8 protein-coding genes are annotated in these 12,991 nt (G+C 69.0%); 7 read left to right on the plus strand and 1 reads right to left on the minus strand.

From position 1 onward, the window contains the following. Positions 1 to 69 precede the first annotated feature (69 nt). The 5 genes from GWK61_RS46020 to GWK61_RS46040 all read left to right on the plus strand — a co-directional run bounded on the left by GWK61_RS46020 (position 70) and on the right by GWK61_RS46040 (position 10,554). Positions 70 to 3,192, plus strand: a complete 3,123-nt coding sequence (locus GWK61_RS46020) for a glycoside hydrolase family 3 C-terminal domain-containing protein (protein WP_228564056.1) — start codon at positions 70 to 72, stop codon at positions 3,190 to 3,192. Between the two features lie 136 nt (positions 3,193 to 3,328). Then, on the plus strand, positions 3,329 to 6,811 hold the full coding sequence (locus tag GWK61_RS46025) for a ricin-type beta-trefoil lectin domain protein (protein ID WP_194919132.1): 3,483 nt from the start codon (positions 3,329 to 3,331) through the stop codon (positions 6,809 to 6,811). Between the two features lie 240 nt (positions 6,812 to 7,051). Next, the gene (locus tag GWK61_RS46030) at positions 7,052 to 7,351 is read left to right on the plus strand and encodes a sigma-70 family RNA polymerase sigma factor (RefSeq protein WP_228564058.1); all 300 of its coding nucleotides are present in this window, start codon (positions 7,052 to 7,054) and stop codon (positions 7,349 to 7,351) included. Positions 7,352 to 7,940: 589 nt separating this feature from the next. Further along, complete coding sequence (locus GWK61_RS46035; RefSeq protein WP_323748058.1) at positions 7,941 to 9,257, plus strand: DUF1800 domain-containing protein; 1,317 nt, start codon at positions 7,941 to 7,943, stop codon at positions 9,255 to 9,257. Positions 9,258 to 9,276: 19 nt separating this feature from the next. Beyond that, on the plus strand, positions 9,277 to 10,554 hold the full coding sequence (locus tag GWK61_RS46040; RefSeq protein ID WP_194919139.1) for a DUF1501 domain-containing protein: 1,278 nt from the start codon (positions 9,277 to 9,279) through the stop codon (positions 10,552 to 10,554). A 412-nt stretch (positions 10,555 to 10,966) separates the two neighbouring features. On the opposite strand, the gene GWK61_RS46045 is transcribed toward GWK61_RS46040, so the two are convergent. Beyond that, entirely contained in the window at positions 10,967 to 11,848 is an 882-nt protein-coding gene (locus tag GWK61_RS46045; RefSeq protein ID WP_194919140.1) for an SDR family oxidoreductase, read from the minus strand. A 167-nt stretch (positions 11,849 to 12,015) separates the two neighbouring features. Between GWK61_RS46045 and GWK61_RS46050 the strand changes: the two genes are divergently transcribed. Together GWK61_RS46050 and GWK61_RS57680 are read left to right on the plus strand one after the other, a co-directional pair. Further along, on the plus strand, positions 12,016 to 12,609 hold the full coding sequence (locus tag GWK61_RS46050) for a TetR/AcrR family transcriptional regulator (protein ID WP_194919143.1): 594 nt from the start codon (positions 12,016 to 12,018) through the stop codon (positions 12,607 to 12,609). A 147-nt stretch (positions 12,610 to 12,756) separates the two neighbouring features. Beyond that, a partial coding sequence (locus tag GWK61_RS57680) for a hypothetical protein (RefSeq protein ID WP_228564057.1) occupies positions 12,757 to 12,991 on the plus strand: 235 nt, incomplete at its 3' end.

Genomic DNA, 12,991 nt, shown 5'->3' on the forward strand with positions numbered 1-12,991 from the left:
ACCCCGCCCCGCCCCGACAAGCCGTGTCGAGGCTTCCGCGCCCAGACAGCACGCCTCTGTGCACTGACATTGATCTCCGCCTCGGCCGGTCTGGCCGTCACGGCCGTCGGGACGCCGGCCGCCACGGCGGTCTCGACCGCGTGCCCATGGGTGGGTTCGAGCGCGCCGATCCCGCAGCGGGTCAGCCAGCTGATGTCGCGGATGACGCTCGCCCAGGAAGTCCAGGTGATGAACGGTGTGCCCTCGAGGTATGTCGGAGCCACGACGGCGATCGGTTCGCTGTGCATCCCCGCGGTGAACCTGGAGGACGGTCCGGCCGGGGTCGGCGACAAGTTGGGAGCCGTCACGCAACTGCCCGCACCGGTCGACATCGCGGCGACCTTCGACACCTCGGCCGAGCAGAACTACGGCCAGGTCATCGGTGCCGAGCAGGCCGCCAAGGGCACCACGATAGACCTGGGTCCGACCATCAACATCGTCCGCGACCCGCGCTGGGGCCGCTCTTTCGAGACCGTCGGCGAGGACCCGTATCTCAACGGTCAGATGGGCGCGGCCGACATCCGGGGCGTGCAGTCGACCGGTGTCATGGCGCAGGTCAAGCACCTGGCGGTCTACAACCAGGAGACTTATCGCAACAGCGCGTCGGACAACGCGATCGTCGGCACGCAGGCGTTGCAGGAGATCTACCTCCCCGCGTTCCAGACGGCCGTGCAACAGGGCGCAGCCTCCTCGGTGATGTGCTCCTACAGCACGGTCAACGGCACCTTCGCGTGCCAGAACCCGTACCTGCTCAGCACGGTCCTGCGGCAGCAGTTCGGGTTCGGCGGCTTCGTCACCTCCGACTGGGGTGCCACGCACTCGACGGCCCTGTCCGCGAACGCGGGTCTGAACCAGGACATGCCCGGTAACGACGGCTACTACGGCAGCGCGCTGATCGACGCGGTCAACGGCGGGTCGGTCACCAAGGCCACGGTGGACACGCTCACCTCCCAGATCCTCACCCAGATGTTCGCCTTCGGACTGTTCGACAAGTCGCCGGCCGGCTCCCCGGACCAGCCCGCGACCAGCGCCGGGAATCAGGCGGCCGCGACGCGGCTGGCCGAGGAGGGCACGGTGCTGTTGAAGAACTCCGGCGGTGTCCTGCCCCTGGGCTCCGCCGACACCTCGATCGCCGTGATCGGCGCGGACGCCCACGACAGTCCGCTGTTCAGCGGTGGGGGAAGTGCCAGGGTCATCCCCAGCGGAACCGTCGATCCCCTCCAAGGCATCGCCGCGGCTGCCGCCGCCGGTGTGAGAGTGACGTACGACAACGGCACATCGACCAGCTCGGCCGCTTCCGCCGCGGCAGCGGCGAACGTCGCGGTGGTCTTCGTCAGCAAGTTCGAGTCTGAGGGCCCGGACCTGGGCGACATCAACCTCGCCAGCGCGGACAACGCGTTGATCTCCGCCGTGGCCGCCGCCAATCCGAACACCGTCGTCGTGCTGAACTCCGGCTCCGCGGTCACGATGCCTTGGCTGTCCTCGGTCAAGGGCGTCGTCGAGGCCTGGTATCCCGGCCAGGGCGACGGCACGGCGATCGCGGACGTCCTGTTCGGGAAGTCCAACCCGTCCGGGCATCTGCCGGTCACCTTCCCGACCTCGCTCGCGCAGGTCCCGGCGAACACGGCCGCGCAGTGGCCGGGCCAGAACGGCACCGTCCAGTACTCCGAGGGCGTGGACGTCGGCTACCGCTGGTACGACAGCCGGGGCCTGACCCCGCTGTTCCCCTTCGGGTTCGGCTTGTCGTACACGTCGTTCGCCTTCAGCGACCTGCACATCAGCCCGCTGATCCAGGGCGGGGCGGCGACGGTGACCGCGACGGTCACCAACACCGGCTCGCGCGCCGGCGCGGACGTCGCGCAGCTGTACGTCACCGACCCGGCCGCCTCCGGCCAGCCGCCGCGCCAGCTTGAGGGCTTCGCGCGCGTAGACCTGCGGCCCGGACAAAGCCAGACCGTCAGCTTCCCGCTGACCGAACAGAATCTGCGGTACTGGACCACGGGCACGAACCGCTGGGCCACCAGCACCGGCGGCTACGGCATCGCGGTGGGCGATGCTGACTCCGCCGCAGCGCTCCCGCTGGCCGGCACGCTCTCCGTCACCGCCGCCCAGCTCGGCCAGCCGGTGACGATGACGGGCCCGGGCCCGCAGGAGGGGCCGGCCGGGACAGCGGTATCCGTCCGGGCGAGCGCCGCGGACTCCACCTCCGGGCAGATACCTGCCTTCACCGCGACCGGACTGCCCACTGGAACGTCGATCTCCTCGACCGGCCTGATCACCGGGACGCCGACGACGGCGGGCACCAGCACGGTGACCGTGACCGCCAAGGACGGCAACGGCGCGCAGGCGACGACCTCGTTCACCTGGACCGTGGTGCCGGCCACCGCCGGGATCGCCGCGACACCGCTCGTCGGATACCTGGGGCTGTGCCTGGACCTCAACGCCGACAACAACACCGACGGCACCAAGGTGGGCGTGTTCACCTGCAACGGGACCGGCGCCCAGCAGTGGACCGAGCAGCCGAACGGCACGATCCAGGCCGACGGCAAGTGCCTGGACGTGGCGGGTGCCGGCACCGCCGCCGGAACGAAGGTGGACCTGGCCGCCTGCAACGGCTCCGGCGCGCAGAACTGGACGTCGCGAGCGGACGGTTCGCTGGACAACCCGGCCTCGGGCAGGTGCCTCGACGACACCGGCTTCGGTGGCGCCGGCACCCAGGTCGAGATCTGGGACTGCACGGGCGGCGCGAATCAGGTGTGGACGTCTGCCGCGGCCAGGACCGGCCAGGTCACCGGATACCAAGGACTGTGCGTGGACGTGCATAACGCCAACAGTGCCGACGGCACACCGGTGCAGGTCGTCACCTGCAACGGCACCATCGCCCAGAAGTGGACCACCGAGCCCGACGGCACGCTGCGGGCGTTCGGCAAGTGCTTGGACGTGGTCGGCGGCGGCACGACTGATCTCACACGCGTGGATCTGGTCACCTGCAAGGGGATCGGTGCCCAGGACTGGCAGCCCCAGCCGAACGGCGAACTGGTCAACCCGGCTTCCGGCAGGTGCCTGGACGACGCCGACTCCGGCGGCTCCGGCACCCAGCTGATCATCTACGGCTGCCATGGAGGTGCCAACCAGCGCTGGATCCTGCCCTGATTGACAGGAGCGGCAACGGTAGTCGAACGAAGCTGGCTCGGTGTGCGCGGCTGGCGCGCACCGAGCCAGCCCAGGAACGCAAGCCCGTGATCACGCGGATGAAACCCTCGTGGGCATCTGAAAAAGGAAGTCCGACATGACAGGTTGGCGAAGAGCTAGCAGGGACAGGCGCGGCCCGAGCCGAGCCGTGGCCGTGACCGGTGCGGCGGTCGTCCTCGCGGTGACGATCACGGCTGCGGCACCGGTGCTGCAGACGGCCGTGGCGTCGCCCGCCGCTGTCGCGGCGGCGGCGGGCGGGCCGTGGGTGTTGTCGACCACGGATTCCTCGGCAAACTACGCGCCGACGTTCATCGGCAACGGATACCTCGCAGCGCGGGTGCCGGCCGAGGGCACGGGATTCAGCCCGTTCCAATCCACCTACACGCAGTCCGAGCTGGCCGGGTTCTACGCGACTCCGGCCGGGGCGGGCAACTGGCCCGAGCGTCGTGCCAACCTGCCGACCTGGACCACTCTGGGCTTCGTCAGCGGAGCCGACGGCTTCGGCAACCTGCCCGTCTGCGTGTTCGACGAGGCCTGCGAAGCCGCGGCCGGGCAGCTGTCCGGCGGCGCCATAGTCGCCCACGACGCCAGCCGAGGCTCAACCAGTGACGCGTTCATCGACGGGCTCGGCCCCGTCGGCGCCACCGTCACCGTTCCGATCACGCAAGCCGGCGCCGGGGCGGCCAGCGTCCGCGTCAGATACGCGAACGGAAACTCCGGCAGCGGGACCGTCTCCTACAGGGTCAACGGCGGTGCGCTCCAGCAGATCACCCTTCCGTCTACCGGCCAGTGGGGCACCTGGGGCACGGTGACCGTTCCGGCGACTCTGGTCGCCGGAACGAACGCCTTCGCCGTCACGGTGGCGCCGGGCGACACCGGTCAGGTCACCATCGACACCGTCGCGGCCTACCCCGTCTCGGGCACCCCGCCGACCGTCGTCGCGCAGCTGCAGCAGGGCACGAAGTCCAACTACAGCCAGAAGCTCGACATGGGCACCGGCACGCTGACCACGTCGTTCACCTGGACGGCGCCGTCGGGAAAGGTCACCGACTTCACCTACACGGTCAACGCCGACCGCGGCGACGGCCACGTCGGCATGGTCACCATGGCCGCCACCCCGCACTGGTCGGGCACGGCGACGGTCGTCGACGCGCTCGACGGGCGCGGCCTGAACTACGCCACCGCCGCCTCGCCCTCCGTCGACGGCGCGAGCGGAACGCTCACCGAGAACGTGCTGGCCGACGGCACCGGCGTGAATGCCTCGATCGCCTCGGTGCTGCGCGTCGGCGGCTCGGCGACGACGACCACGGCCGTCGCGGCCGGCTACCCCGCGCAGAGCACGTCGTTGACGGTGCAGTCCGGCACGACGTACACCGCGACCAAATACGTCGGGATCGCCGCGAGCGACGACACGGACCGCGGTCTGTCCGCCGCCACTCCGCAGGCCTACGCGCTGAGCGCGGCCACCGCCGCGGCGAGCCTCGGCGCGGCCCGGGTCACCGCCCGCAACAACCAGGCCTGGTCGACCCTGTGGTCCGCCGACATCTCCGTGCCCGGCGACGACGCCCTGACCGGGCAGATCCGGGCGAGCATGTTCTACCTGCTGGAAAGCGTCAGGGCCGGGGTGTCCTGGAGCACCACGCCCGGCGGGCTGTCTGCGGACGGCTACAAGGGACACGTGTTCTGGGACATGGAGACCTGGATGTACCCGGCGCTGCTGGCCGGGCATCCGGATATCGCCGCCGGCATCGACGCGTATCGGCAGCGACTCCTCAAGCAGGCCGAGCAGAACACCTCCATCTGCGCGCCGTCCGGACAGACGATCAGCGGCGCACGCTTCCCCTGGGAGAGCGCCCTGACCGGGAAGGACACCTACCTCGGTCCCGGCGAGTTCTGCGACGAGATCCACATCACGGCCGACGTCGCGCTGGCCCAGTGGCAGTACTACCTGGCCACCGGCGACACCTCCTGGCTCGCGAACAGTGCGTGGCCGGTATTGCGGGACGCCGCCAAGTACTGGGCCTCGCGCGCAGTGCCCAACGGCAGCGGCGGCTACCAGATCCTCAACGTGATGGGCCCGGACGAGTACCAGGACAACGTCAACGACAGCGCCTACACCAACGCCGCGGCCCAGAAGACCCTCCAGATCGCGGTGCAGGCTGCTCAGATCACCGGCAACACGCCTGACGCGAACTGGGCCGCGGTCGCGGCCGGGTTGTCGGTCCCGTTCGACGCGGCCGGCCAGCACCACCTGGAATTCGACGGCTACAGCGGTCAGACGGTCAAGCAGGCCGACGTCACCATGCTCCAGTACCCGTGGGGCGTGCCTATGTCCTCCACGGTCGCCCAGAACGACCTCGACTACTACGGCGCGCGCACCGATCTCAACGGGCCGTCGATGACCGACGCCATCGACGGCATCGACTCCTCCGCCCTTGCGAGCAGCCGGTGCGATAGTTACACCTATCTGCAGCGCAGTATCAACCCGTTCATGCGCGCACCGTTCGACCAGTTCACCGAGACGCGCGGGGGAGGAGCGTTCGACTTCACCACTGGCGCCGGGGGGTTCCTTCAGGAGTTCGAGTACGGATTCACCGGGCTGCGCTGGAACCAGAACTCCCTGCAGCTCGACCCCTCGCTGCCGCCGCAACTGCCGGGCCTGAACCTGACCGGCCTGCAGTGGCAGGGCCGCACCTACGACCTGGCGATCGGCCAGACCGGAACGACGCTCACCCTGACCGCGGGATCCCCGATGCCGGTGAGCATCGCCGGCGGTACAGTCCAGACAGTGGCCAGCGGTTCGACTCTGACGATGGCGACCCGTCGTCCGGCCGGCTCGCCGGATGCCGCGCAGTGCAAGACCGCGACCGCCTCCAGCGCCGACCCCAGCTACCCGGCAGCAGCCGCCGTCGACGGCAACCCCGCCACCGCCTGGCACGCTACTGCCCCCGGCGCGAACCTGACCGTCGACCTCGGCACCGCCACCCCGCTGACCCATGTGCAGGTTGTCTCAGACGGCTCCACGACCGCGTACAGCATCCAGGGCTCCAACGACAACAGCACGTGGAGCACGCTGGCCGGCCAAAGTGCCTCTTCCGCCACGACCACGACGGTCACGTTCCCCACCGCCTCCTACCGCTACCTGCGCTACCAGGCGGCCTCGGGCGCCACCCCACAGATCGCCGGCCTGTCAGCCGTCGCGCACGCCGGTCCCATCACCGGATACGCCGGACTGTGCGTCGACGCGCGCGGCGGCAGCGCAGCCAACGACACCCCCGTAGAGGTCTACACCTGCAACGGCGGCAACGGCCAGCAGTGGACGGTCGCGTCCGACGGCACTGTGCAGTCCCTCGGCAAGTGCCTCGACGTCCACTTCGGCGCCACCGCCAACGGCACCCTGGTGCAGTTGTACACCTGCAACGGAACCAGTGCCCAGCAATGGCGGGCGCAGACCGACGGTTCCCTGATCAACCCCCAGTCCGGCCGATGCCTGGACGACACCGGCTTCGGCGGGTCCGGCACCCAGCTGGAGATCTGGGACTGCAACAGCGGCACCAACCAGAAGTGGAACCTGCCTTAGTCACCTACGCCGGCGGTCCTGCGGACAGGCCGCGGGACCGCCGGCGTCCCCGAACCGTGCCGAAAACAGCGCGCAGATTTCTGCAACCAGGTGCTCCAGCGGAGTCTCCCATCATGAACGGCGACGCCAGACCTGGTGGATGGAGTGCGAGGATTTACAACCTGACGGTTGAGCCGGAGCTGGTCGTGGCGGCTCGGGGCGGTTCTCAGGAAACACTGGAGGACTTGGTCGGCCGGCCCCTTGCCTCTTGTCCACAACATCGTGGGCCAGGCATTGCCGGGGCGGGCTGACGTTGATGAAGTCGTGCAGGAGTCGATGCTGCGCGTTGTGCGGGGATTGTCTGGGCTCCGGGACGAAAACGTGTTCCGGTTCTGGCTGGTCGCGGTGACGATGAACCAGATCCGCCGGCATCATCGGTTGCATCCGACGTCGTCGATCGGGGTGGAGGACTTCTCAGCGCTGACTGATCCCGGTGCGGACTTCGTCGACCTCACGCTCGGTCAACCGCTCGGCGTATTGCAGCACGCTGACCAGCGCTAGCATCGCCGGCGACAGTGCCGGACCGCCCTGGCGCGGATAGGCGCCGACGAAATGTTGGCACGGCTACTGCCTCGAGCGGCCTGCCTGTGAATGACGTCAGACTGTGGGATGACCGCAGCATGTTCAGCCCGTTCTCCGGCAAAGAACGCCGAGGCCAGTAGGCAGTGCTTGATGAATCTCCGTGACGATAAAGCGATTCAGGAGAGTCGAGCAGCTGGCCTCGTCGCACCGATTGTCTGTGGCGTGGATAGTGGGCGACCTATACATGTTCTGGTCACCTCCGACATGTGGGCTGATAGGTCGGCACACGCCGCAGGCGCAGCCGCGAGCCTGGTTGAGTGCCCTGTCCGCATCAGCGCCGGTGGTCGGTGGAGTGCGCTGGCGCTTTCGCCATGAGGCGGAACGCGTGAGACCTCCTTCCGAAAGACAGTCATGGCCACCGGTCCGGTCAACGACGCCGGCCGCGCCCACTGCTCGCCAGAGGAGATCAAACCGACAACCTACCCCGGGAACCGATCGGTCGGGGCCTATTGGCAATCACTTGCCAGATTTATACGGCCTTTACAAACGACACAACATCCTGATTCGCGTGAGCATTGACGAGACGAGAGCCGCTGTCGCGCACCTCCTGCGCCGGGCCGGCTTCGGAGCTTCGGGGTCCGAGATCGACGCCGCCGTCCGCGCCGGGTACGAGGCGACCGTGTCGGCGCTCGTCGGCCCGGTCGGTGCCGACCCGGGCGTCGCGGCCAGCCCGCCCCCCGCTATCGCTGAGGACCCCGGCGTCGGGGTGAGCGCGGCCACGACGAAGGCCAACAACCTGGTCCGCCAGAACCAGTACCACGCCCTCCTCATGTGGTGGCTGGCCCGGATGTCCCAGGTGACCCAGCCCCTGGCCGAGAAACGGACGTTCTTCTGGCACGGTCACTTCGCGACCTCCATCCAAAAGGCCCGCAGCGCCAAGAACATGCTGCAGCAGAACCAGACCTTCCGCTCGCTCGGCGGCGGCGACTTCGCAGCCCTCGCGCACGCCATGGTCCACGACGGCTCGATGCTCAACTGGCTGGACGCCTACGGCAACACGGTCAAGGCGCCCAACGAGAACCTGGCGCGCGAGCTGATGGAGCTGTTCACCCTCGGCGCCGGCAACTACACCGAGGACGACGTCCGAGCCTCGGCACGTGCCCTGACCGGTTGGCGGGTGAATGCGGCCGGCCAATCGGCGCTGGATCCGAAGCTCCACGACAGCGGCGCCAAGACGATCCTCGGCCGCACCGACAACTTCGACGACGCCTCGCTCGTCGACTGGATCCTGGCCCAGCCTGCCTCGCCGCGGTTCATCGCGGCGCGGTTCTGGAACCGGTTCGGCGCCCCCGGTCCGATCCCGGCGGACGTCTCCGCCCGCCTGACAGCCGCCTACGGCCCGAACCGGGATGTGACGGCACTGCTGCGGGCACTGTTCCTCGATCCGGTCTTCCGCGGACCGTCCAGCCGCTACGCCCTGGTCAAACAGCCCATCGAGTACATGGTCGGAGTTCTCAGGGCGCTGAATATCAAGCTGGACACGTCGCAGGCCTCGAAGGACACCGGGCGGCTGCTTTTCGCTCAGAACGGCCTCGGCCAGACCCTGTTCGACCCGCCCAACGTCGGCGGGTGGCCCGAGGGTACGGCCTGGCTCACGACAGCCGCCGCCCAGACGCGTTTCCTGTTCGCCGAATGGGCCGTCGGGCGCGGCGACATCTCGGTGGTCTCCACCGCGTCGCCCTCGCAGCGCATTGACACCGTCGCCCATCTCCTCGGCGTGGACGCCTTCAGCGACCGTACTGCCGCCGCACTCCGCGAGGTCGTCGCCGATCCGAGGCAACTGCTCGTCCTCGCATTGATTTCCCCGGAATACCAGGTCAGCTGAACACCCTTTAAGGACCCTCATGGACACAGTCACCCGCCGCCGGTTCCTCGAACTGTCCGGCGTCCTAGGAAGCGGGACCTTCGCGGCGGCCTGCTCCGCTTCGTCGCACCACCCAGCCGCGATCGGCGCCACATCGAGCACCCTCGGCAGCCCGACGGTCACGAAGGCCCAACTCGGCGCTGCGGCGCAGCACACACCGTTGCCCGCCACGGCTGGCGTCCTCGTACTCGTCACGCTCTACGGCGGCAACGACGGTCTCAATACCGTGATCCCCTACGCGGACACCGCCTATCAAGATGCGCGCCCGGACCTCGCCTACACCGACAAGGAGGTGCTGGACCTCGGCGACGGCCTCGGGTTCAACCCGGCGATGACGGGGCTGCACCAGATGTGGCAGAAGAAGCAGTGCGCCGTGGTGCGCGGCGTCGGCTATCCGGTGCCCAACCACAGCCATTTCGTCTCTATGGACATCTGGCAGACCGCCTCTCCGGCCGAGCCGTCCGGCTCCGGCTGGCTCGGCCGTTGGCTCGACGCCCAGCCCGACGACCAGACCAGGGCCCTGAAAGCGATCTCCGTGGGCAGCACGCTGCCGCCGCTGCTCGGCGGGACCAAGACGGCCGGCTCGTCGCTGCCGCTGGGCCAGTTCGATCTCCCGAAGGGCGTGTTCGGCACCGGGTTCCAGGATCTCGGCAAGCCCGCGTCCGCTGAGGCGGCGATGACCGCCTACGCGGCCCGCGACATCACGGACCTGTTCACGGTCGCGCGGACCTTCACTCCTGCCCTGCAAACTGCGGACAAGGTGTCGCAGGCCGCCCAGACGCCGTCGGCCTTGGCCAGGCAGCTCGACATCGTCGCGTCCTGCATCAACGCCTCCGTCCCGACCCGCGTCTACTCGGTGAGCCTCGGCGGCTTCGACTCCCACGCGGCTGAGAAGGGGTCGCTTTCGCAGCTGTGGGCCGACGTCGACAAAGCCGTCGTCGACTTCCAGAACGCCGTCTCGGCCGGCCCGCACGGCAAGGACGTCGTGACCGTCATCTACTCCGAGTTCGGCCGCCGCGTGAAGGGCAACGCGAATCAGGGCACGGACCACGGCACCGCGGGCCCCGTGATCGTCGTCGGCGAACCGGTGGCCGGCGGCTTCTACGGCGAACAGCCCTCGCTGACCAACCTGGACAACGGCGACCTGAAGTTCACCACCGACTTCCGTTCGGTCTACGCGACGGTGCTGGAGAAGGTGCTCGGCACCGACCCCGCCCAGATTCTGGGGCAAGCGTTCCCGCCGATGGCGTTCGTCTGAGCGCACCCTGACCGTCGTGGATCCACGGCGATCAGGCAGGAAGCGGCTAACCGCTGTTGTGTCCAGCGCCTTGAGCTCGTCGGCCATCTCGAGGGTGCGATTCGTCCGAGGTAGCAGGCGAGTGAGGTGGGGATGTCCTCGGCCGTCTTCGTCCAGACGAACGGCCGGGGCTCCTCGTTCCACCGGCGTATCCGAGCCCTGATGTCGCCCTCGAGGGCTTGGGCACTGCGGTGGGCACCGCGCTGCAACAACCGCTGGGTCGGCCAGGCTCGGACGGAGCAGATCGCCTTCGGCCAGGTTGCCCCCGCCGCCGCTGATCGCGCCGATGCCGTCGAGGGTGCGGCCAGGGCCGGATCCGGCTCGCTTGCTCGTGCGGGGCCGGCTGGTTGTCTCGCCTGGCGTCCTGCGGTGGTCACACGAAGTAGTGGCCCTGCTCGATGTCCTGGATGAGGCCGGGGTGGGTGGGCTTCCAGCCCAGGAGATCCTGGGTGATGGTGCTGGATGCGGGCATGTCGGTGCCGAGCAGGCGCACGAAGATCCCCTCGAATTCTTCGGCGGGCAGGGACCGGGCGGGCAGGTTCAGGTGCCGCCCGATGGCCTCGGCGATCTCACGGGTGGGAACGCCTTCGTCGCCGACGGCATTGAGTACCGCTCCGGCGGGAGTCTGTTCGATGGCCAGCCGATAGAGATGCGCGGCGTCCTTCACGTGGACGGCTGGCCAGCGGCTGGCCCCGTCGCCCAGGTAGCCGCAGACGCCCTTGGCCCGGGCGGTGGTGATGAGCTGCGGGATGAAGCCGTGGCGTTCTCCTGGGCCGTGCACGGAGCGGGGCAGCATGACCAGGCACGTGCGCACGCCCGTGTCTGCGGCCGCGAGCGCTGCCCGCATGTTGGTGATGCGGGCGGCGACTGGCCCGGCGGGGGTGAGTTCGTCGCGTTCGGTCGAGGGCCGGCCGGGTGTGACGAGCGTCGCGCCGGAGACGATCAGGGGCTTGCCGGAGCCGGCGAGACTGGTGGCGAACGTCTGGATGGCCGCGGCGTCGGTCCGGGTCGCGGCCTCGGTCACGCTGGGCACGACGAAGGCCAGATGGATGACGCCGTCGCTGTCGAGGGCGCCGTCGCGCAGCGCGCCGGTGTCGTTCAGGTCGCCGCGCAGCACCTCCGCCCCCAGGTCGGCGACCGTTTGGGCGGAGGCGTCCGAGCGGGCCAGTGCGAGGACCTGGTGGCCGGCGCTGATGAGTTCGGGGACGACGGCCGAGCCGATCCAGCCGGAAGCGCCGGTGACGAAGATGCGCATGGGGATTCTCCTTGGTCGTGCTTCAGCTGATGAAGATGCGCGGCGTGGAGGCCGCGACCGGACAGCCGATGCGATCCGGTCGCATCAACCGTAGCACCTAATGCGACGCAGTCGCATCATCGGCTGCGCGAGTCATGCGACCCGGTCGCCTCGCATAGACTGTGACGGTGAGCAGATGGGCACCGGACGCGCGTGAGCGCCTGGAGACCGCCGCGCTGGACCTGTTCGTGGAGAACGGGTATGAGGAGACAACCGTCGCGCAGATTGCGGATCGCGCCGGCTTGAACCGCGCCACGTTCTTCCGGCACTTCGCCGACAAGCGGGAGGTCCTTTTCGGCGGGCAAGACGTGCTGGCCGGGCTGTTCGCCGACGGCATCCGTGCCGCCGCACCGGATGCCACGCTCACCGAGTGCCTGCAGGCGGCGTTCGCAGCCGCCGAGGTCGCGATGACCCCGCAACAGCGGGCCAAGGCCGCGAAACGCGTGCTGGTGGTCGCGGCGAACACCGAAGTGCAGGAGCGGGGACTGCTCAAGCACGCCCTGATCGCGAGGTCGATCAGTGCCACGCTGCGTGAACGGGGCACAGAGGAGCTCACGGCCCGACTGGGGGCGGAAGTGGGGATGCTGGCGTTCTCCATCGCTGTCGAGCGCTGGGTGGTGTCGGATGGCGACCAGCCGTTCCCGGTTCACGCCGCAACGGCCTTGAGCGACCTGCGGGTACGCGCGGCCGAGCTCGACTCCCGGCTTCGCCAGTCAGACTGACCCGAGTCCGGCCAAACCCGAACGACCGGCCCACGCGCGTCCGGAGGACCTCGCCCATGGCGATCTCGCGGAGTCGGTCAGCGGCAACCTCGCCGGCTATTACGGTGGCTTCGTCGAGTACAACGCGGGCATCCCAGGTGCTTGCAGATGCCGTACATCAACGTCACATTCAGCGCCCCGAACAGCACCGACGCCGGCGGGCCGTCAGGGGCGCTCGCAGGTAAGACCTCTGTTGGACCCTTGTGGTCGATCAGCTCGACTGCCACACGGGCCCCGGCGGGAGAGTTTCGGCCGCGAGGCGGCTGCTTCGAAGGAATCCAGAGGATCGGCGGTGGGGGAATGGAAAAGATCATGATCGAGTTCGAAGGGGAAGGTTCGGGGG

The sequence above is a fragment of the Catenulispora rubra genome (assembly GCF_015356825.1).
GTDB classification, from domain to species: domain Bacteria; phylum Actinomycetota; class Actinomycetes; order Streptomycetales; family Catenulisporaceae; genus Catenulispora; species Catenulispora rubra.